We start from the raw sequence: 21,059 nt of genomic DNA on the forward strand, positions 1-21,059 counted from the left end.
GCCGCCGGACCCGACCTCGTAGGAGCCTCCCCGTGACCCGTGCCACCGACGCAGCCCGCGATCTGACCGTCGCCGAGGTGCGGCTGACGCCGATCCTGGTCGCCGACCCGCCGCTGCTGAACACACAGGGCGTCCACCAGCCGTACACGCCCCGGCTGATCGTGGAGGTCGTCACCGCCGACGGGATCACCGGGCTCGGGGAGACCTACGGCGACACCAAGTACCTGGAGCTCGCCCGTCCGCTCGCCGAGCGGCTCACCGGACGGTCGGTCATGGATGTGAACCTGCTGTTCGCGACCGACCTCGGCGTGGACGAGTCCCGGATCAGCGGGAAGGTGGACGCGGGCGGGCTGCGCGGGGTCCAGAGCGCCGACAAGCTGCGCCTGTCCGTCCTGTCCGCCTTCGAGGTCGCCTGCCTCGACGCCCTCGGCAAGGCGCTGGGCCTGCCCGTGCACGCGCTGCTCGGCGGGAAGGTGCGGGACTCGGTCGACTACAGCGCCTACCTCTTCTACAAGTGGGCCGCTCATCCCGCCGGTGTGCCCTCCGAGAAGGACGACTGGGGCGCCGCCCTCGACCCCGCCGGAGTGGTGGAGCAGGCCCGCCGGTTCAAGGAGCGCCACGGTTTCACCTCGTTCAAGCTCAAGGGCGGGGTCTTCCCGCCGGAGCAGGAGATCGCCGCCGTACGGGCGCTGGCGGAGGCGTTCCCCGGGCACCCGCTGCGGCTGGACCCCAACGGGGCCTGGTCGGTGGAGACGTCGGTGAGGGTGGCGCGGGAACTGGGGGACCTGCTCGAGTACCTGGAGGACCCGGCGCTGGGCACGCCCGCCATGGCCGAGGTGGCGGCGCGGACCGGGGTGCCGCTGGCCACCAACATGTGCGTGACGACGTTCGCCGAGATCAAGGAGGCGTTCGCCGGGGACGCGGTGCAGGTGGTGCTCTCCGACCACCACTACTGGGGCGGCCTGCGCAACACCCAGCACCTGGCGGCCCTGTGCGACGCCTTCGGAGTGGGCGTGTCCATGCACTCCAACACGCACCTGGGGATCAGCCTGGCCGCGATGACCCACGTGGCGTCCACCGTGCCGAACCTGCACCACGCCTGCGACACCCACTACCCCTGGCAGTCCGAGGACGTCCTCACCGAGCGCCTCACCTTCGAGGGCGGCCGGGTCGCCGTCTCGGACGCCCCCGGCCTCGGTGTCGGACTCGACCGCGACGAACTGGGCCGACTGCACCGGCGGTGGGCCGCGGACGACGGCTCGCTCAGGGACCGCGACGACGCGGCGGCGATGCGGGTCGCCGAGCCGGGCTGGGTGACGCCCGCGGTGCCCCGCTGGTAGGCGCCCACCGACCTCGGCCCCGGCTGCCCGCCCTGCCCGGTCGCCCTGCCCTGCCCCCGGGTCACCCTGCCCCGCCCGGGCCGTCCCGCCCCGCCCCGGCGTGACCGCCGACGCGTTGTCAGCCCTCTGGTGCACACTGGCCTGGTCCGCACCACGTCAGGGAGCGCACCGTGACCGCGTCCAGCACACCCACCGGAAAGGGGCCGGACCACCAGGACCAGGGACCGGGGGGCCGGGAGTACATCGTCGGGGCGCCGCACGCCCACCTCGGTCCGCAGTTCGATCCGCTGGCCGGGCTGCGGGCGACGGCCGACCCGCCCTGGGACGTGTATCTCACGGGCACCGTCTTCCTGGACATCATCTTCACCGGGCTCGACTCCGCACCGGTGCGCGGGACCGAGTCCTGGGCGCGCGGCATGGGGTCGAGTCCGGGCGGCGTGGCCAACATGGCGACCGCACTGGCCCGCCTCGGCCTGCGCACGGCGCTCGCGGCGGCCTTCGGCGACGACCACTACGGCGAGTACTGCTGGGACGTGCTGGAACAGGGTGAGGGCATCGACCTCTCGCCGTCCCGCACCGTCCCGGGCTGGCACTCCCCGGTCACCGTCTCCATGGCCTACGAGGGCGAGCGCACGATGGTCTCGCACGGCCACGAGCCGCCCCCCGACGCCGATTTCATGCAGGAGGGCGCGCTCGCCTGCCCGCCCCGCGCGCGAGCCGCCGTGGCCTCCCTGATCCCCGGCAGGCGCTCGCCCTGGATCGCCGAGGCCGCGCGCCGGGGCACCCGCATCTTCGGTGACGTCGGCTGGGACGAGACCGGCGCCTGGGACCTGGCGGCCCTGCCCGACCTGGAGCACTGCGAGGCGTTCCTGCCCAACGCCGAGGAGGCCATGCGCTACACCGGCACCGGCTGCCCGCGCGCCGCCGCTCGCGCGCTCACCGCGTTCGTGCCGGTCGCGGTGGTCACTCTCGGGGCGGACGGCGCCTACGCCGTCGACCGGCGCACCGGGGAGACCGCCGAGGTGCCCGCCATCGCCGTCGAGGCGCTGGACCCCACCGGCGCGGGTGACGTCTTCGTGGCCGGCTTCGTCACCGGCACGCTGGCCGGCTGGCCGCTGGCCGACCGCCTCGCCTTCGCCGGCCTCACCGCCGCCCTGTCCGTGCAGGAGTTCGGCGGCTCGCTGTCGGCGCCCGGCTGGTCCGAGGTCGCGGCCTGGTGGCGCAAGGTCCAGTCGGTGGCCGCCCAGGACCCGGCGGCCCTGCGGCGGTACGCCTTCCTGGAGGACCTGGTGCCGGAGACGTGCGCGGAGCCCTGGCCGCGGCGCAGGGCCGTTCCGACCATCGGCTTCGGCAGGTCCGTGTGACCGGCCGCACCCGGCGACTACGCCCCCTGAACCGCCTGCTGCACATACCGGGTTGACGTACGGGGCCGACCTGCCGACTTACCGGGTCCCCCTGCCCGCAGGCACACCAGGTCATGGCGCCGGGCCGAGCCCGCACCGGAGCACGCCATTGACAGTTGACTTTTGCTGCTCAATTATCGGCTGAATCAAGCACGATTTTGCAGCCATCTTGCAGGCACGCACGAATATTGCACGGGCTCCCGTACCTCCTGACCATGACTTGCTGCTCCGGACTTCTCACCGTCGAAGGACATGCGTCGTGCGCAGACCAACACGCAGACCCCGAGTGCTCCTCGCCGCCCTCGCCCTGGCCCTCGCCCTCCCCGTCGGCCTCACCGCGCAGAACCGCGCACAGGCCGCCGCCGCCCCCCGAACCCCCCAACTCGCCACGTCAGCCGCCGAGCTCACCCTGACCGTTCCTCCAAGCCGCACCACGCCCGGCTACGCCCTCCATGTGGCGACGGATCAACTCGCCCTCACCACCCGGCGTTCGGGAGCCACCGTCCTGGCCACCGCCCCCGGTGACACCGGAGCCCTCCGCTTCCGCACCGCCGGGGCCTGGCAGCACGCCACCCGCGTCACCGGCTGGTCCTGGAAGAACGGCGTTCTGACCCTCACCGCCGCCACCACCGCGCCCGGTGCCACGGTCCGGGCCCGCGTCACCGCCTCCGCCGACCGCTACCAGCTCGACTGGCAGGTCGGCGGCACCACTCCCGAACGCCTCGGCCTGGCCTACGACCTGAAGTCCGCCGGCCACTGGTACGGCCACGGCGAGGCCCAGACCCCGAACGGCGGCCCCGGCACCGACCAGCCCTGGCCGCTCGACAGCGGCCAGGTGGTCCACCCCGCCTTCGGACCGGCCTCGTACTACATGATCGACCCGTTCTGGTACACCTCCGCCGCGACCGGACTGCGCGTGGACACCGGTCACGTCATGGACGTGGCGATCAACCAGAACACCGACGGTGTCGGCCGCTTCGACATCGAGTCGGCGGACCCGTACCGGGCGACGGTCTTCGTGGAGCGGACCCCCCTCGACGTCTACCGCGACTACGTCGGCATCGTGGGCAAGCCCACGAAGAGCGACGCCGGCTACCGGCAGTACGCCCAGCCCGTCTGGAACTCCTGGGCGCAGTTCTACACCCACGTCGACCAGGCCAGGCTCCTCGACTACGCCCAGGACCTGCACGACAACGGCATCACCGGCCACGCCCTCCAGCTCGACGACAAGTGGGAGTCCAACTACGGGAACATGACCTTCGACCCGAAGGCGTACCCCGATCCCAAGGCGATGTCGCGGAAGATCCACGACCTGGGCTTCGACTTCGGTCTCTGGGTCACCCTGTGGATCAACCTCGACTCCGACCAGTACCAGTACGCCGCCGACCACGGCTATCTGCTCAAGGACGCCGCCGACACCGCCAAGCCCTGCACGGTCACCTGGTGGAACGGCACCGCGGGCATCGTCGACCTCGGCAACCCGGAGGCGAAGGCCTGGTACGAGGGCCGGCTCAAGGGTCTGATGGAGACGTACGGCATCGACGGCCTGAAGTTCGACACCCGCTTCTTCGACGAGCGGTGCGCACCCCACGAGGGCTACAAGCCCACGGACTACCAGCGCCTGGGCGCCCAACTCGCAGACGAGTACGACCTCCAGGGCGTGGGCATCCGCGTCCACTGGGACACCGCCGCGCACCAGGCCGGTTTCGTCACCCGCCAGGTCGACAAGGGCACCGGCTGGAACTCCCTGCGCGCCTCCGTCACCCAGAACCTCGCCATCTCCACCATCGGCTACCCCTTCGTCACCACCGACATGATCGGCGGCTCCAGCGCCCAGCCCGCGCCGACGAAGCAGGTCCTGGTCCGCTGGGCGCAGTCGGCCGCCCTGATGCCGCTGATGTACGCCTCCACGTCCCCCGTGGACACGATCGACGCCAGAACGGGCCAGAAGGTGGTGTACGACGAGGAGACGACCGCCCGCTACCGCCAGGCCATCGCCCGCCACGCCCGCCTCGCCCCGTACATCTGGGACCAGGTCCAGCAGACCCTGAAGACCGGCGATCCGATCATGCGCCCTCTGTTCTTCGACTTCCCGGGCGACAAGGCCGCCTACACGATCACCGATGAGTGGATGCTGGGCCCGGCCGTCCTGGCGGCTCCCCAGCTCACCGACGCCCCGACCAGGAGCGTCCACCTTCCGCCGGGTACCTGGTACGACGTGGCCCACGGCAGAGCCGTCCGCGGCGGCAGAACCCTCACGTCCTACGCCACGCCCCTGGGCACCACCCCGGTCTTCGTGAAACTGGGCGCGAAGGGAGCGGACAAGGCCCTGCGGGCCCTGCGCTGACAAACCCACCGCCTCATGGGCGTCCGTCTCTACGACCCCACCACCGGACGCTTCCTGTCCATCGACCCGGTCCCCGGTGGCTCGGCCGACGCCTACGAGTACTGCAACGGTGACCCGATCTCCCATTACGACCTCGACGGCTGTTTTGGGGCCGGGTGTGGCGATTCGTCAACAGGCACCGGTCCGCGACGGCGGGAGCGGCGGTCGGGTTCGGCTGCGGGCTCGCCATTTCGGCAACGGCCGGAATGGCACTGGCCGGCTGCGTTCATGCCGGTGGATTCGTCGCCGGTGCGCTGGCCGGTGCTTCCCGGGGCAGGAGACACCGTGCACGCCACATGTTCTACGGCGGCATAAGCGGATCCGTGTACTCCGCCTTCGGTGTCGGACTCGGATCAGGTATACGGTCGGGCTTGGGTGGGCTTTGGCGCCGCTGGCAGCGCACCCGGTTCGAGCACGTGCCCTACCACTTCCTCAGGTAGTGACGGCTGTTGCCACCAGAGACACGTACCGGACAGTCCGTCGGGCGCGTGTGAATCTCTGAATCTGCCCCGGGGAGGAGCCGTTCGGCCTCCCCGGGGCGGTTCGACACCGACTCGAACGGACCAATAACGGAATGATCTGCAGATGCATGAGGCGGAGATTCTCGTAGTCCGCGTCGCGGCGGCCGGCACGGAGTGGGGATAGCCCTCCTGCTTTTCCATTCCTTCGCCTGATCAACGCCGGGGGCTGACGCGCCCGTCGAGCGCGGCCCCCTCAGAAACCGAGCCGCCGCAACTGCTTGGGGTCCCGCTGCCAGTCCTTCGCCACCTTCACATGCAGGTCGAGAAAGACCGGCGTCCCCAGCAGCGCCTCGATGTGCTTGCGGGACTTGATGCCGACCTCCTTCAGCCGCTTGCCCTTGGGCCCGATGATGATCCCCTTCTGGCTCGGCCGCTCGATGAACACGTTCGCGTGGATGTCCAGCAGCGGCTTGTCCGCCGGCCGGTCCTCCCGCGGCAGCATCTCCTCGACGACGACCGCGATGGAATGCGGCAGCTCGTCCCGCACGCCCTCCAGCGCCGCTTCCCGGATGAGTTCCGCGATCATGACCTGCTCGGGCTCGTCCGTCAGGTCACCCTCGGGGTAGAGCGCCGGCCCCTCGGGCAGCAGCGGGACCAGCAGGTCGGCCAGCAGGTCCACCTGCTTGCCCGCCGTCGCCGACACCGGCACGATCTCCGCCCATTCGATGCCCAGCTCCTTGCCGAGCTGGTCGATGGCGATCAGCTGCTCGGCGAGGGCCTTGGAGTCGACCAGGTCCGTCTTGGTGACGATGGCGACCTTCGGGGTCTTCCTGATCCCGGCCAGCTCCTTGGCGATGAAGCGGTCGCCGGGACCGATCTTCTCGTTCGCGGGAAGGCAGAAACCGATCACGTCGACCTCGGCCCACGTCGTCCGCACTACATCGTTGAGCCGCTCGCCGAGCAGCGTGCGCGGCTTGTGCAGGCCCGGCGTGTCGACCAGGATGAGCTGGGCGTCCGGCCGGTGCACGATGCCGCGTACCGTGTGCCGCGTCGTCTGCGGCTGGTTCGCGGTGATCGCCACCTTCTGCCCGACCAGAGCGTTCGTGAGGGTGGACTTGCCCGCGTTGGGACGGCCCACGAAGCAGGCGAAGCCGGCGCGGTGGACGGCCTCGGCCGACTCTTCGGATGACGGGGTGCGAACGCTCATGCCGCCCATTCTCCCTGATCCGCAAAGCCCGGCGGCACCGTGAGGTTCCGGTAACCCGCGCGCAACGAAACGTCACGGAAACATACCTGTACGCGACCGGAAACGCGCTCCGGTGACCCTCGGACGTGCCCCCGGACCGTTGGAGACGCCCGTGACCCTCGCCGCCGCACACATCGACACCGGCGACACCGCCTGGCTGCTCGCCGCCACCGCTCTCGTCCTGCTGATGACACCGGGCCTCGCCCTGTTCTACGGCGGCATGGTGCGCACGAAGAGCGTGCTCAACATGCTGATGATGAGCTTCGTGTCGATCGCCCTGGTCACCGTGGTCTGGCTGGCCTGCGGCTACTCCCTCGCCTTCGGTGACGACGTGGCGGACGGCCTCATCGGCGGCCTGCACCAGGCCGGAATGGCCGGCCTCGGCCCCTCCGACGTCCACGGCACTGTGCCCACCCTGCTCTTCGCCACCTTCCAGCTCACCTTCGCGATCATCACGGCCGCGCTGATCAGCGGCGCGGTCGCGGACCGGGCGAAGTTCGGCGCCTGGCTGGTGTTCGTGCCCGTGTGGGCGCTGCTGGTATACGTTCCCGTCGCGCACTGGGTGTGGGGCCCCGGCGGCTGGATCGGTCAGCACCTGCACGCGCTGGACTTCGCCGGCGGCCTCCCCGTCGAGATCACCTCCGGCGCCTCCGGCCTCGCGCTCTGCCTGGTCCTGGGCCCCCGTCTGGGCTTCAAGAAGGACGCCATGCGCCCGCACAACCTGCCCATGGTGATGCTCGGCGCCGGCCTGCTGTGGTTCGGCTGGTTCGGTTTCAACGCGGGCTCGGCGATGGGCGCGACCGGCCTGGCCGCCGCCGCCTTCCTCAACACCCTCGCGGCCGGCTGCACCGGCCTGCTCGGCTGGCTCTTCGTCGAACACAAGCGCGACGGGCACCCCACCACCCTGGGCGCCGCCTCCGGCGCGGTCGCCGGCCTGGTCGCGATCACCCCGTCCTGCGGCACCGTCTCCCTGCTCGGCGCGCTGGTCGTGGGCCTGGCCGCGGGTGTCGTCTGCTCCTACGCGGTCGGCTGGAAGTTCAGGCTGAACTACGACGACTCCCTCGACGTCGTCGGTGTCCACCTGGTCGGTGGCATCATCGGCACCCTGCTCATCGGCCTGTTCGCCGAGAAGGCGATGACCGGCGGCGCCGAGGGCCTCCTCTACGGCGGCGGGCTCGCCCCGATCGGCCGGCAGCTGCTGGCCGTGGCGGTTGTGGCGGTGTACGCCTTCGCCGTGACGTACGGCCTCGGGAAACTGCTCGACAAGGTGATGGGCCTGCGCGCGAGCGAGGAGCAGGAGCACACCGGCCTGGACCTTACGGTGCACGCCGAGACCGCCTACGATCACGGGGTCCTGGGGCACGGCGCCCCGGTCGGCGCGTCCCCCTTCGTCCCCACCGCCCAGAAGGTCAACACCCAGGCATGAAGCTCATCACCGCGATCATCAAGCCGTACCGCCTCGACGAGGTCAAGACCGCGCTCCAGGAGATGGGTGTGGACGGTCTGACCGTGACCGAGGCCAGCGGCTACGGCCGCCAGCGCGGCCACACGGAGGTGTACCGCGGCGCCGAGTACCGGGTCGACCTCGTGCCCAAGGTCCGCATCGACGTCGTCGTGGAGGACGCCGACGCGGACGCGGTCATCGACGCGGTGGTCCGGGCCGCGCAGACCGGCAAGATCGGCGACGGCAAGGTCTGGTCCGTGCCCGTGGAGACGGTCGTACGCGTCCGGACGGGTGAACGCGGCCCGGACGCGCTGTAAGCGACCGCCCCCTACCGCGTCTACTCCGCCGGGCCCGCCGGCTCGGTCAGCCGGACCGTGCCGTCCGGCCCGGCCAGCAGCACCGGCGTCCCGGGGCCGCCCAGGTCCCCGACCGCGGCCCGGTCCTCGGGCGCGATGCCCTCCGCCTCGCTGACCACCGCGGCCGCCTCCAGGGACGTGGCGCCGGAGGCCACCGCCATGGCCACCGCCGTCTGGAGGGCGCTGAGCTTCAGCGAGGCGAGGTGCACCGACCCGGCGGCGTACGTACGGCCCGTCTCGTCGCGTACGGCCGCGCCCTCCGGCACGCCGTTGCGGGCCCGCACCGAACGGGCCAGGGTGACGATCTTGCGGTCCTCGGGGTCAAGCCCGTTGCTCTCGGTCATGATCCGAGCATACGAAAGCGGCACCGGCGACCGCCCGGGTCACCCCGCCACCGGATACATCGCACCGCGCCGCCCCCCGGGCGAGGCCAGCCACTCCAGCTTCGCCGCGGTGTTCGCCTCGTCCAGCGGAGTGTGCAGCACGACCGTCAGGTCCGGCCGGGCCGGCACCTTCATGGCCGTCGACTCCATGCACAGCAGCCCCACCAGCGGATGGTCGAGTTCCTTGCGGATCTGCCCGGCGTCCTCGATGTCCCGCTGCTCCCACAGCGCCGTGAACTCGGCACTGGCCGCCCTGGCCCGGTCCAGCACGGCCTGGTACCCCTCGTCGTCGGGGCGGGCTGCGCACGCGGCCCGGAACTGTGCCACGACCGTCCGGGCGTTCGACTCCCAGCTCTTGCTGCGGGAGCGGTACATCGGGTCGGTGAAGAAGTCGACGAGGCAGTTCTGCGTGATGTCCGGACGCATGCCCAGCACGATCGCGGCGGCGTCGTTGTACAGCACGCAGTTGTAGTACATGTCCATGATGTGCGCCGGATACGGCACCCATGTGTCGATCAGCCGCCGCAGCCCGTCGCACATGTCCCGCTTCTCCGGCGCCACCTCGGGCGCGGGCGGGTTCAGCCCGGCGAGCACGTACAGGTGCCGGCGCTCGACGTCGCTGAGCCTGAGCACCCGGGCCACGGAGTCCAGGACCTGCGGGGAGACGGAGATGTCCCGGCCCTGCTCCAGCCACTGGTACCAGGAGGCGCCCACCCCGGCGAGCACGGCGACCTCCTCGCGCCGCAGGCCGGGCGTACGGCGCCGGGCCCCGCCGTCCGGCAGTCCCGCCTCGGCCGGGGTCACCCGGGCCCGCCTGTTCCTCAGGAACTCGCGCAGTTCCCGCAGCCGCTGACTCTTCATCGTGTCCGTGTCAGGCACGTACGGATCCCCCTCGTAGTGTCTGGTGGTGCCACCACCACCATAAGTTCCGACTCCCCACGGCTGTTCCGGTCGCACGAGGCTCTTGGCCATGGCGATCGACACCACCACCTCACCCAGCACCCCCGCCCGGGCACAGCTCGACGGCCCGCGGCTGTCGACCCGCGACAAGCTGGTCCTCTTCGTCCTGTGCGCCGCCCAGTTCATGGTCGCCCTGGACTTCTCCGTGCTGAACGTGGCCCTGCCGGAGCTGGGCACGGACCTCGGCATGAGCCGGTCGGCCCTTCAGTGGGCGGTCACCGCGTTCGCGCTGCCCTCGGGCGGCTTCCTGCTGCTGTTCGGCCGCGTCGGCGACCTGTACGGCCGCCGGAAGCTGTTCCTGACCGGTCTGGCCCTGTTCGGGGGCGCCTCGCTGCTGGCCACCCTCGCCTGGGACCCGGCGTCCTTCCTGGCCGGCCGGGCGCTCCAGGGCCTGGGCGCGGCGGCGATCGTGCCGACCGGCATGTCCCTGCTGACCACCACCTTCCCCGAGGGCCCGGCCCGTGACCGTGCCCTCGGTATCTCCGGCACCCTGCTGTCGCTGGGCTTCACCGTCGGCATGGTCGCGGGCGGCGTCCTCACCGACGCCCTCGGCTGGCGCTCCACGATGGCGCTGCTGTCGGTCTTCGCGCTGATCGTGCTGCCCCTGGCACCCGGCCTGCTGCCCGAGTCCCGCACTCCGGAGCGCCCCCGCCTGGACATCCCAGGCGCGGTCACCGTCACCACCGGCCTGCTGTCGCTGATCTACGCCCTGTCCACCGCCGCCGACCACGGCTTCGGCCGCCCCGACGTCATCGCCGCGCTGATCGCGGGCGTCGCCCTGCTGACCGCGTTCGCGGTCGTGGAGTCCCGCTCGCAAGCCCCCCTGGTCTCCCTGCCCATGCTGCGCCGCCGCACGGTGGCGTGGGGCAACCTGGGCGGTCTGGTCACCTTCTCGATGATGTCCACGGTGGTCTTCGTCCTGACCCTCTACCTCCAGGAGACCCTGCGCCTGTCGGCCTTCGAGACCGGTCTGGTCTTCGGTGTCCAGGGTGTGCTGTCGGCGGTCGCGGGCGGCTACGCGGCGAAGGTCATCGGCCGGTTCGGCGCCCGCCGCACCCTCGTCGGCTCGCTCGCCGGGCAGGGCGCGCTGATCGCCGCGCTGCTCGGCCTGAACGCCCACACCTGGTCGGTCTGGCTCGCCACGGCCGCCGTCTCGCTGGCCGGCATGTGCCACCTCGGCGCCATCATCTCCTACGGCCTGACCGTCACCTCGGGCGTCCCCGACGAGGAACAGGGCCTGGCCACCGGCCTGGTCACCTCCACCCAGCAGGTCGGCATCACGGTCGGCATCCCACTCCTGGGCGTCCTGGCCACCACCTCCGGCGACCTCCTCTCGGGCGTCCACACCGTCCTGGCCCTGGACGCGACGATCGTCCTCGCGGCGGCCGCCCTGGTCGCCCTGGGCCTGCGGGTCCGGCGGACGGCCGCCTAGGACAAGCCCCTAGGTCAGCCCTAGGTCAGCCCTAGGGCCGGTCGAGCCGAAGCCGTTCGGCACGCGGCAGACCGGCCACCACCAGGTCGTACGAGTCCTCCACCAGCTCCCGGACCAGCCGGTCCGGGAGCCCGCCGTCGACCGTCACCGTGTTCCAGTGCCGCTTGTTCATGTGCCACCCCGGGACGATGAGCCCGGGGTGCTCGCCCCGCAGGCGGATCGCGTCCTCGGGGTCGCACTTGAGGTTGACGGTCAGGGGCGTGGCGTCCAGCGCGGAGAGGGCGAAGAGCTTGCCCTGGACCTTGAAGACGGAGGTCTCCGGGTTGAAGGGGAAGTCCTCCACGGCGGCGTTGAAGGACAGACAGAGGGCGCGCAGTTCCTTGGGGGTCATGTGCGGGTACCGTCTCCAGTCCAGGAGCCGTTGTCGAGGTCCGTCGTGTTCCAGTGCCGCTCGGGGGGTCTGGGGGGTATCCCCCCAGAGAACGCAGCATGTGCCACCCCGGGGACGATGAGCCCGGGGTGCTCGCCCCGCAGGCGGATCGCGTCCTCGGGGTCGCACTTGAGGTTGACGGTCAGGGGCGTGGCGTCCAGCGCGGAGAGGGCGAAGAGCTTGCCCTGGACCTTGAAGACGGAGGTCTCCGGGTTGAAGGGGAAGTCCTCCACGGCGGCGTTGAAGGACAGACAGAGGGCGCGCAGTTGCTGCGGGGTCACTCCGGCTTCGTCTCCTCGTCCTCGAGAGGTTCGGGCGGGAGCGCCGGGACCGGCTCCACCAGCACCGTGACGATCTTGTTGCGGCGGCCCGCGGCGGCCTCTGCCGTCAGGCGGAGCTGCCGGTCGTCGGGGAGTTCGACCACGGACGACGCGCCGGCGATGGGCACCCGGCCCAGTGCCTTGGCGAGCAGGCCGCCGACCGTCTCCACGTCCTCGTCGTCGTACTCCTCCAGGCCGTACAGCTCGCCCAGGTCGCCGATGTCGAGGCGGGCGGTCACCCGGTAGCGGTCCTCGCCGAGGTCCTCCACCGGCGGCAGCTCGCGGTCGTACTCGTCGGTGATCTCGCCGACGATCTCCTCGAGGATGTCCTCGATGGTGACGATGCCGGCCGTGCCGCCGTACTCGTCGATGACGACGGCGACGTGGTTGCGCTCCTTCTGCATCTCGCGCAGCAGGTCGCCGGCGTTCTTCGTGTCCGGCACGAAGACGGCCGGGCGCATCGCCGTGGACACCAGGTCGCTCTCGGCGTCCCGGCTGATGTGGGTGCGGCGGGCCAGGTCCTTGAGGTAGACGATCCCGACGATGTCGTCCTCGCTCTCCCCGGTGACCGGGATGCGCGAGAAACCGGACCGCAGCGCCAGCGTGAGCGCCTGGCGGATGGTCTTGTAGCGCTCGATGACGACCAGGTCGGTCCTCGGGACCATGACCTCGCGCACGAGGGTGTCGCCGAGCTCGAAGATCGAGTGCACCATCCGGCGCTCCTCGTCCTCGATCAGCGACTCCTGCTCGGCCAGGTCGACCAGCGCGCGCAGCTCCGCCTCCGAGGCGAACGGGCCGCGGCGGAACCCCTTGCCCGGGGTGAGCGCGTTGCCGATGAGGATCAGCAGGGACGGGATCGGCCCCATGATCCGCGCGAGCGGGACGAGCACGTACGCCGCCACGGTGGCCGTGTTCAGCGGATGCTGCCGGCCGATGGTGCGCGGGGAGACCCCGACGGCGACGTACGACACGAGCACCATGACCGCGATCGCGACCACCAGCGCCTCGCCCGTGCCCGGGAACGCCTCCAGGCACGCGTACGTGACCAGCGCGGCCGCCGCCATCTCGCACGCCACCCGCACCAGCAGCGCCACGTTCAGATAGCGGGTCGGGTCGGCGGCCACCCGGGCGAGCTTGGTGCTGCCCCTGCGGCCGGACTTCACGGCCTCCTCGGCGCGGAAGCTGGAGATGCGCGCGAGGCCCGCCTCCGCGCAGGCGGCGAGCCAGGCCACGACGACCAGCGCGATCGCGCCGACGACGATCTGTGGACTCATGGGCGGCCTCAGGAGACCGTCGGCGCCGGGGACGGCCCGGTCAGGCCCCGCTCCGCGCGCCAGCCGTCCACGATGGCCGCCTGGAGGCCGAACATCTCGGCCTTCTCGTCCGGCTCCTCGTGGTCGTAGCCGAGCAGGTGCAGCACACCGTGGACGGTGAGCAGTTGCAGCTCCTCGTCCATGGAGTGCTTCGTCGGGGCCTCGGCCCCCTGCTTGGCGGCCACCTCCGGGCACAGCACGATGTCGCCCAGCAGGCCCTGCGGAGGCTCGTCGTCGTCCTTGCCCGGCGGACGCAGCTCGTCCATCGGAAAGGACATGACATCCGTGGGCCCCGGCAGGTCCATCCACTGCACGTGCAGCTGCTCCATGGCGTCGGCGTCCACGACGATCACCGAGAGCTCGGAGAGCGGGTGGATGCGCATCCGCGCGAGCGCGTAGCGGGCGATGTCGAGGATCGCCTGCTCGTCGACCTCGGTTCCGGACTCGTTGTTGACGTCGATCGACATGGTCGTGCTGGTCTACTTCCCCTTGTGCCCGCGTCCCGGCCTGCCGTGCCCGGCGGGCTTCGGCGCGCCGTTCTCGGTGCCGTACATGCTGTCGTACTTCTCGTACGCGTCGACGATACGGCCCACCAGCTTGTGCCGTACGACGTCGTGCGAGGACAGCCGGGAGAAGTGGACGTCCTCGACGCCCTCCAGGATCTCCTGCACCTGCCGCAGACCGCTCTTCGTGCCGTTCGGCAGGTCCACCTGCGTCACGTCACCGGTGATGACGATCTTCGAGTCGAACCCGAGGCGGGTGAGGAACATCTTCATCTGTTCGGGGCTGGTGTTCTGTGCCTCGTCCAGGATGATGAAGGCGTCGTTCAGCGTCCGGCCGCGCATGTACGCCAGCGGCGCCACCTCTATCGTCCCCGCCGCCATCAGCCGTGGGATGGAGTCCGGGTCGATCATGTCGTGCAGCGCGTCGTACAGCGGGCGCAGATAGGGGTCGATCTTCTCGTAGAGCGTGCCCGGGAGAAAGCCGAGCCGCTCGCCGGCCTCGACCGCCGGACGGGTCAGGATGATGCGGTTGACCTGCTTGGACTGCAGGGCCTGCACCGCCTTGGCCATGGCCAGGTAGGTCTTTCCGGTACCGGCGGGGCCGATGCCGAAGACGACCGTGTGCTTGTCGATCGCGTCGACGTAGCGCTTCTGGTTGAGCGTCTTGGGGCGGATCGTGCGGCCGCGCGAGGACAGGATGTTCTGCGTCAGCACCTGGGCCGGGGTCTCCTGGCCCTCGTTCTCCCCGTTCTCGCTCGCCTTGAGCATGGCGATCGAGCGTTCCACTGCGTCCTCCGTCATCGGCTGCCCGGTGCGGAGCACCAGCATCATCTCGTCGAACACGCGCTGGATCAGGGCGACGTCCGCCGAGTCGCCGACCGCGCTGATCTCATTGCCCCGGACGTGGATGTCGGCCCCCGGGAAGGCCTTCTCGATCACGCGCAGAAGGGAGTCGCCGGAACCCAGCACGGTCACCATGGGGTGCTGGGCGGGGACGGTGAACTGTGCTCGTGCCTGCCCCTGCGCGGGGGTGTTGGCTTCGGGTGTCTGAGTCATGGGCCGGCGCTTAAGGCCTGCGGTTCCTCCTCGTCACGGCCGCCTGGCTGAGGGCGGCCTCGCGCTTCCCAGGGTACGACGGGGGAGTGACAACGCCGTAGGACTTTTCCCGGGGCCGCCGGAACGATCCTCCCGCGGCCGGTCCGGTTACCGCCGGCCCCGCAGCATCTCCCGGAACCAGCGGTACGACGCCTTCGGTGTCCGCTCCAGCGTCGCCGGGTTCCCGAAGTCCACGTGCACCAGGCCGAAGCGGCGGGCGTAGCCCTCCGCCCACTCGAAGTTGTCCAGCAGCGACCACACGAAGTAACCGCGCACGTCCACGCCCGCCTCCACCGCGCGGTGCAGGGCGCGGACGTGGCCGTCGAGGTAGGCGATGCGGTCCTGATCGTCGAGGCCCTCGTAGGAGCAGCCGTTCTCGGTGATCACGACGGGCGGGAGCCTGTCGCCGTAGCGGTCGCGGAAGCCGGTCAGCAGCTCCGTCAGCGCCTCGGGCACCACCGGCCAGCCGAAATCCGTGACCGGGCGGTCCTCGATCGCGCGCAGCGAGAAGGGCAGCTCCGCCGGCAGGGTCACCCCGCCGAACTCCGTCCCCGCACCCTGCGGGGCGCCCACGCGGGCCGGGGCGTAGTAGTTGATCCCGTACCAGTCCAGCGGCTCGGCGATGATCTCCAGGTCCGCCTCGACGTCGCCGGGCAGCAGCTCGCCGATCCCCTCCGGGTAGCGGCCCAGCAGGATCGGCTCCGCGAACATCCGGTTGAGCAGCACGTCGTAGAAGTCCGCCGCCTCGACGTCCGCCGCCTCCGGCGAAGCGGGCCACGTCGGGCCGTGGGAGTTGGCGATGCCGATGTCCGCCGCCCCCGCCGCGCGCAGCGCCCGCACCGCCAGGCCGTGGGCGAGGAGCTGGTGGTGGGCGACCGGGAGGGCGTCGAACAGCAGCCGCCTCCCCGGTGCGTGCACGCCCAGGGCGTGGCCCAGCAGGGTGTGCTCGGCGGGTTCGTTGAGCGTGATCCACTTCGTGACGCGGTCGCCCAGGCGGGCGGCCACCAGCGACACGTACTCCGCGAACCGCGACGCGGTGTCCCGCTCCAGCCAGTCCAGACGGGCCGGCAGATCCCAGTGGAAGAGGGTGGGGACCGGCCGGACGCCCGCCGCGCACAGCTCGTCGACCAGCCGGTCGTAGAAGTCGAGGCCGCCGGGGGAGTTCACCCGGGGCCAGGAGACCGAGAAGCGGTAGGCGTCCACGCCGAGGTCCGCCAGCAGCGCCACGTCCTCGTGGTGGCGGTGGTAGTGGTCGCAGGCCACCGCCGCCGTGGAGCCGTCCCTGACCCGTCCCGGCTCGGCCGTGAACACGTCCCAGACGGACGGCTCCCGCTCGCCGGCCGCCCCCTCGATCTGGTGGGCCGAGGTGGACACGCCCCACAGGAAGCCGTCCGGGAACCGGGGGATCGGTGCCGTCGCCGTGCCCGCGTCAGTCGCCATGCGACGGATCATCCGTACCCGCGGTAACAGAAGTCAACGCCCGTGCGTCCCGCCCCGTTCACGTGTCTGGCCGGATTCACCCGTCCCGCCGGATTCACGCGCCTTCCTTCAGCACCCGGGTGATCAGCTTCCGCTCCGCGTCGGTGAGCCGGGGGTCGGCGGCGTACACCGTCGTGCCGTCCACCGTGATCTGGTAGCTGAAGCCGTCCGGTACCCCGACCGGCGGCGTGCCCCGGCCGGCGGCCAGCGCCTGCTCGGCCAGGGCGTGCCACTCATGGGCGTCGGCGCGCCCCGCGGTGTCCACCTCGGCGAACCGTTCGATGCCCGCGAACCCGCCCGTGCGCCTCACCTGAATACGCATGAGTCCGTGTCTAGTACGGAATCACAGCGTCCGCACCCCGACCTGCTCCCACGCCTTCTGCACGGCCTGGAGCTCGTCGCCGGCGCCGTACCGCTCCCGGGCGGCCTTCACGGTGAGCGTGGCGAAGTCCGCGAAGAGGGCGTCGTCCTTGAGTTCGCCGCCGGTCAGCACGTCGTACCAGATCTGCCCCGCCTTCTCCCAGGCGTGGCCGCCGAGCGCGGTGGCGGTCAGGTAGAAGGCGTGGTTGGGAATGCCGGAGTTGATGTGCACGCCGCCGTTGTCGCTGCTGGTGCGGACGTAGTGCTCCATGGTGGCCGGCTGCGGGTCCTTGCCGAGCACATCGTCGTCGTAGGCCGTGCCGGGCGCCTTCATCGAGCGCAGCGCGGTGCCCGTGACGCTCGGGGCGAGCAGCCCCGCGCCGATCAGCCAGTCGGCCTCGGCGGCGGTCTGGCCGAGCGTGTACTGCTTGATCAGCGAGCCGAAGACGTCGGACACCGACTCGTTGAGCGCCCCGGACTGGCCGAAGTACTCCAGGTTGGCGGTGTGCTGGGTGACGCCGTGGGTCAGCTCGTGGCCGATGACGTCGACCGGGAGGGTGAAGTCGAGGAAGATCTCGCCGTCGCCGTCGCCGAACACCATCTGCTCGCCGTTCCAGAAGGCGTTGTTGTACTTCTCGTCGTAGTGCACGGTCGCGTCCAGCGGCAGGCCGCTGCCGTCGATGGAGTCGCGGGCGTACGCCGTCAGGTACAGCTCGAAGGTGGCGCCGAGGCCGGAGTAGGCGCGGTTCACGGTGGCGTCGCCGCTGGGTTTCTGGCCCTCGCCGCGCACCTCGCGGCCGGGCAGGTCGGTGCCGTGGTGGGCGTCGTAGATCGTGCGGTGCGGCTGCCCGGCCTGCTTTCCGGCGGGCGGGGCGACGGCGGGCGCGCCGACGACCGTGGTCAGCCGGCGGCGGGTGCGCTCCATGGCGTCGCGCTCCAGGCTGCGGCGCGCCGGTCCGGAGAGCGCGGGATCCTCGTTGCGCGCGAGACGGTCGAGGATGTGCGGCGGCACGATGGTGCAGAAGACGGGCTCGAGGCCCCCGTTGGTCGTCATGCCTCGCACCATTGCACTGTGTTATGCCGCTGTCACCACCCGCAACCATGATTGGTGAAATATCGGGGCAAGGGGACCGCCGTGCCGTCACGTAGTGGTAGGGAGCGTCGCACAACGTGACCCCGAGGTGGTCGCACGGTGAGATGGCGCACTTTTTGTCCTTTTCCTCCCGTCGGTTTCGCATACTGGAACACGCCCGCGCGGTCGGCGCGGCTCGGCTAGGCTGCGGAGCATCATGCTTTTCGGGCTGCTTCTCCTTAGCTGCCGCGGCGAGGGCCTGTAGTCGTAGGCCGACCCCCTCCCCGCGGAGTTCGGCGTTGCGCCGTCGGCCGCCCTTTCCGGCACCGCGCCGACCGCGGACCAACCGAGGAGCCCACGCAACATGGCCAACCGCCAGCAGCCCAGCCCCATGCCGATCCACAAGTACGGCCGCTACGAGCAGGTCGACATCCCCGACCGCACCTGGCCGAACCAGCGGATCACCGCCGCCCCCCGCTGGCTCTCCACCGACCTGCGCGACGGCAACCAGGCCCTGATCGACCCGATGTCGCCCGCTCGCAAGCGCGCGATGTTCGACCTGCTGGTCAAGCTGGGCTACAAGGAGATCGAGGTCGGCTTCCCGGCCTCCGGGCAGACGGACTACGACTTCGTGCGCTCCATCATCGAGGAGGAGGGCGCGATCCCGGACGACGTCACGATCTCCGTGCTGACCCAGGCCCGCGAGGACCTGATCGAGCGGACCGTGGAGTCCCTGAAGGGCGCCAGGCGGGCCAACGTCCACCTGTACAACGCCACCGCCCCGGTCTTCCGCCGGGTCGTCTTCCGCGGCTCCAAGGACGACATCAAGCAGATCGCCGTCGACGGCACCCGTCTGGTGATGGAGTACGCCGAGAAGCTGCTGGGCCCGGAGACGGAGTTCGGCTACCAGTACTCGCCGGAGATCTTCACCGACACCGAGCTGGACTTCGCCCTGGAGGTCTGCGAGGCGGTCATGGACGTCTGGCAGCCCGGCCCGGGCCGCGAGATCATCCTCAACCTGCCCGCCACGGTGGAGCGTTCGACCCCGTCCACGCACGCGGACCGCTTCGAGTGGATGCACCGCAACCTGTCCCGCCGCGAGCACGTCTGCCTGTCCGTCCACCCGCACAACGACCGCGGCACGGCCGTGGCGGCGGCCGAGCTGGCGGTCATGGCCGGCGCCGACCGCGTCGAGGGCTGCCTGTTCGGGCAGGGCGAGCGCACCGGCAACGTCGACCTGGTCACCCTGGGCATGAACCTGTTCTCGCAGGGCGTCGACCCGCAGATCGACTTCTCCGACATCGACGAGATCCGTCGCACGTGGGAGTACTGCAACCAGATGGAGGTCCACCCGCGCCACCCGTACGTGGGCGACCTGGTCTACACGTCCTTCTCCGGCTCCCACCAGGACGCCATCAAGAAGGGCTTCGACGCCATGGAGGCCGACGCCGAGGCCAAGGGCGTCACCGTCGACGACATCGAGTGGGCGGTGCCGTACCTGCCGATCGACCCCAAGGACGTCGGCCGCTCCTACGAGGCCGTCATCCGCGTCAACTCCCAGTCCGGCAAGGGCGGTATCTCCTACGTCCTGAAGAACGACCACAAGCTGGACCTGCCGCGCCGGATGCAGATCGAGTTCTCCAGGATCATCCAGGCGAAGACCGACGCCGAGGGCGGCGAGATCACGCCGAAGGAGATCTGGAACGTCTTCCAGGACGAGTACCTGCCGAACCCGGACAACCCCTGGGGCCGCATCCAGGTCAGGACCGGCCAGTCGACCACGGACACCGACGGCGTGGACACGCTGACCGTCGAGGCGACCGTCGACGGCCAGGACACCGTCCTGACCGGTTCCGGCAACGGTCCGATCTCGGCCTTCTTCGACGCCCTGCAGTCCATCGGCATCGACGTACGCCTGCTGGACTACCAGGAGCACACGATGAGCGAGGGCGCCTCCGCGCAGGCCGCCTCCTACATCGAATGCGCGATCGACGACAAGGTCCTGTGGGGCATCGGTATCGATGCGAACACGACACGCGCGTCTCTGAAGGCGGTCGTCTCGGCCGTCAACCGGGCCACCCGCTGACCCCACTGACCGGCGCTGACCGGCACTTTCCGGGGCCCCGGCCGTCCTTTGAGGCGACCGGGGCCCTTTCTCCCACGGTCGTTTACCGGCCAGGTCACGAACAGGTCTCGTCCGGGGTACTGACTCAGCCTCACCAATGTGGCTAACATCACGCCCACGCGGCGATGTTGCCGCGTGGTTACGGAGGTGCGACGTGCTGCCAGTACGGGGACGAAACGGCCGTGCCGCCGGGCTTGCCCGGATGCTGGGCACCCGTATCTCGTGGACACCCGTCGGCGACGGCGAGTTCTTCTGCCCCGGCTGCGGCGGCGACCGCAACTACCAGCGGCTGAGCGGCCGGCGGCGCTTCACCGTCCTCGGTGTGCCCCTGCTGCCGCGCGGAGCGACCGGGCCGGTCGTGGAGTGCGCGGCCTGCGGCGGACACTTCGGCACCGACAGCCTCGACCACCCGACCACCTCCCGCTTCTCCGCGATGCTCCGCGACGCCGTGCACACCGTCGCCCTCGCGGTGCTCTCCGCGGGCGGCACCTCCTCCCGTACGGCCCTGGAGACCGCGGCGGTCGCCGTGCGCGCGGCCGGTTTCGCCGAGTGCACCGAGGAGCAGCTGGCCGCCCTGGTCGAGGCGCTGGCCGCGGACACCGGCCGGGTGTACGAGGGCGAGCCGAGCGTGGCGGGCCTGGCCATAGAGCTCCACGAGGCCCTGGACCCGCTGGCCCCGCACCTCGCCGCCGCCGGCCGAGAGTCGATCCTCCTCCAGGCCGCCCGCATCGCCCTGGCCGACGGCCCCTACACCCCCGCCGAACGCGACACCCTCGCCACCGTCGGCGCGGCCCTGACGATCTGCGCGGACGACGTGACCAGACTGCTCGCGGCGGCGCGCACTCCGTCCTGAACCCACCGCGCCGCGCCCTCACGCCCTGTGGCACGTCCCGGACCGCTTCCCGCGGCACCTCCCGGGCTACTCCCCGTGTACTCCCCGGGGAGTAGCCC

At 70.9% G+C, this 21,059-nt stretch carries 18 protein-coding genes and 2 pseudogenes; 9 read left to right on the forward strand and 11 right to left on the reverse strand.

What is annotated here, in order from left to right:
- The first annotated feature begins 32 nt into the window (after nt 1-32).
- The 4 genes and pseudogenes from R2S09_RS06165 to R2S09_RS40525 all read left to right on the forward strand — a co-directional run.
- Nucleotides 33-1,340, forward strand: coding sequence for a glucarate dehydratase family protein (locus R2S09_RS06165; protein ID WP_306187100.1), 1,308 nt, complete (start codon nt 33-35; stop codon nt 1,338-1,340).
- Nucleotides 1,341-1,582: 242 nt separating this feature from the next.
- On the forward strand, nt 1,583-2,704 hold the full coding sequence (locus tag R2S09_RS06170; protein WP_399143925.1) for a carbohydrate kinase family protein: 1,122 nt from the start codon (nt 1,583-1,585) through the stop codon (nt 2,702-2,704).
- Nucleotides 2,705-3,002: 298 nt separating this feature from the next.
- Nucleotides 3,003-5,090 carry a glycoside hydrolase family 31 protein gene (locus tag R2S09_RS06175; RefSeq protein WP_399143921.1) on the forward strand — a complete coding sequence of 696 codons (2,088 nt, stop codon included), beginning with the start codon at nt 3,003-3,005 and terminating at the stop codon, nt 5,088-5,090.
- Nucleotides 5,091-5,102: 12 nt separating this feature from the next.
- Nucleotides 5,103-5,231, forward strand: a pseudogene (locus R2S09_RS40525) (RHS repeat-associated core domain-containing protein); the annotation flags it as partial.
- A 612-nt stretch (nt 5,232-5,843) separates the two neighbouring features.
- Here the strand turns inward: R2S09_RS40525 and era are convergent.
- Nucleotides 5,844-6,797 (reverse strand): GTPase Era, encoded by a 954-nt coding sequence (gene era / locus R2S09_RS06185; protein WP_306187095.1) that lies wholly within the window; start codon nt 6,795-6,797, stop codon nt 5,844-5,846.
- A gap of 151 nt (nt 6,798-6,948) precedes the next feature.
- Between era and R2S09_RS06190 the strand changes: the two genes are divergently transcribed.
- Nucleotides 6,949-8,262, forward strand: coding sequence for an ammonium transporter (locus tag R2S09_RS06190; protein ID WP_316740085.1), 1,314 nt, complete (start codon nt 6,949-6,951; stop codon nt 8,260-8,262).
- The gene (locus tag R2S09_RS06195; RefSeq protein ID WP_030173001.1) at nt 8,259-8,597 is read left to right on the forward strand and encodes a P-II family nitrogen regulator; all 339 of its coding nucleotides are present in this window, start codon (nt 8,259-8,261) and stop codon (nt 8,595-8,597) included. The genes R2S09_RS06190 and R2S09_RS06195 overlap by 4 nt, the downstream gene beginning before the upstream one ends.
- Before the next feature lie 20 nt (nt 8,598-8,617).
- Here R2S09_RS06195 and R2S09_RS06200 read toward each other — a convergent pair whose 3' ends face one another.
- On the reverse strand, nt 8,618-8,980 hold the full coding sequence (locus R2S09_RS06200) for a cytidine deaminase (RefSeq protein WP_306187091.1): 363 nt from the start codon (nt 8,978-8,980) through the stop codon (nt 8,618-8,620).
- Between the two features lie 39 nt (nt 8,981-9,019).
- The gene (locus R2S09_RS06205; RefSeq protein ID WP_316740140.1) at nt 9,020-9,880 is read right to left on the reverse strand and encodes a helix-turn-helix transcriptional regulator; all 861 of its coding nucleotides are present in this window, start codon (nt 9,878-9,880) and stop codon (nt 9,020-9,022) included.
- A 109-nt stretch (nt 9,881-9,989) separates the two neighbouring features.
- Here R2S09_RS06205 and R2S09_RS06210 point away from each other — a divergent pair, with 109 nt between their 5' ends.
- A complete protein-coding gene (locus tag R2S09_RS06210) occupies nt 9,990-11,411 on the forward strand; it encodes an MFS transporter (protein WP_316740086.1) in 1,422 nt (473 codons plus the stop codon).
- Nucleotides 11,412-11,442: 31 nt separating this feature from the next.
- On the opposite strand, the gene R2S09_RS06215 is transcribed toward R2S09_RS06210, so the two are convergent.
- The 8 genes and pseudogenes from R2S09_RS06215 to R2S09_RS06250 all read right to left on the reverse strand — a co-directional run bounded on the left by R2S09_RS06215 (nt 11,443) and on the right by R2S09_RS06250 (nt 17,965).
- Entirely contained in the window at nt 11,443-11,802 is a 360-nt protein-coding gene (locus tag R2S09_RS06215; protein ID WP_306187089.1) for an MmcQ/YjbR family DNA-binding protein, read from the reverse strand.
- Nucleotides 11,803-11,828: 26 nt separating this feature from the next.
- Nucleotides 11,829-12,122 (reverse strand): annotated as a pseudogene (locus R2S09_RS06220) (MmcQ/YjbR family DNA-binding protein); the annotation flags it as partial.
- A complete protein-coding gene (locus R2S09_RS06225) occupies nt 12,119-13,435 on the reverse strand; it encodes a hemolysin family protein (RefSeq protein WP_316740087.1) in 1,317 nt (438 codons plus the stop codon). The pseudogene R2S09_RS06220 and the gene R2S09_RS06225, both read right to left, overlap by 4 nt.
- 8 nt (nt 13,436-13,443) lie before the next feature.
- The gene (gene ybeY / locus R2S09_RS06230; protein WP_306187084.1) at nt 13,444-13,941 is read right to left on the reverse strand and encodes an rRNA maturation RNase YbeY; all 498 of its coding nucleotides are present in this window, start codon (nt 13,939-13,941) and stop codon (nt 13,444-13,446) included.
- A 12-nt stretch (nt 13,942-13,953) separates the two neighbouring features.
- Nucleotides 13,954-15,033: a PhoH family protein gene (locus R2S09_RS06235; RefSeq protein ID WP_316740088.1), complete on the reverse strand. Its 1,080-nt coding sequence runs from the start codon at nt 15,031-15,033 to the stop codon at nt 13,954-13,956.
- A 147-nt stretch (nt 15,034-15,180) separates the two neighbouring features.
- Nucleotides 15,181-16,524: a GH1 family beta-glucosidase gene (locus R2S09_RS06240; RefSeq protein WP_306187082.1), complete on the reverse strand. Its 1,344-nt coding sequence runs from the start codon at nt 16,522-16,524 to the stop codon at nt 15,181-15,183.
- An 82-nt stretch (nt 16,525-16,606) separates the two neighbouring features.
- Nucleotides 16,607-16,873 carry a protealysin inhibitor emfourin gene (locus R2S09_RS06245; protein WP_306187081.1) on the reverse strand — a complete coding sequence of 89 codons (267 nt, stop codon included), beginning with the start codon at nt 16,871-16,873 and terminating at the stop codon, nt 16,607-16,609.
- 21 nt (nt 16,874-16,894) lie between these two features.
- The gene (locus tag R2S09_RS06250) at nt 16,895-17,965 is read right to left on the reverse strand and encodes a M4 family metallopeptidase (RefSeq protein ID WP_316740089.1); all 1,071 of its coding nucleotides are present in this window, start codon (nt 17,963-17,965) and stop codon (nt 16,895-16,897) included.
- Between the two features lie 382 nt (nt 17,966-18,347).
- Between R2S09_RS06250 and leuA the strand changes: the two genes are divergently transcribed.
- Nucleotides 18,348-20,069: a 2-isopropylmalate synthase gene (gene leuA, locus R2S09_RS06255; RefSeq protein WP_306187078.1), complete on the forward strand. Its 1,722-nt coding sequence runs from the start codon at nt 18,348-18,350 to the stop codon at nt 20,067-20,069.
- A gap of 193 nt (nt 20,070-20,262) precedes the next feature.
- The gene (locus R2S09_RS06260) at nt 20,263-20,961 is read left to right on the forward strand and encodes a TerB family tellurite resistance protein (protein ID WP_306187076.1); all 699 of its coding nucleotides are present in this window, start codon (nt 20,263-20,265) and stop codon (nt 20,959-20,961) included.
- The last annotated feature ends 98 nt before the right edge of the window (nt 20,962-21,059 follow it).

The organism is Streptomyces sp. MK7, assembly GCF_032658145.1.
GTDB lineage: Bacteria > Actinomycetota > Actinomycetes > Streptomycetales > Streptomycetaceae > Streptomyces > Streptomyces spiralis.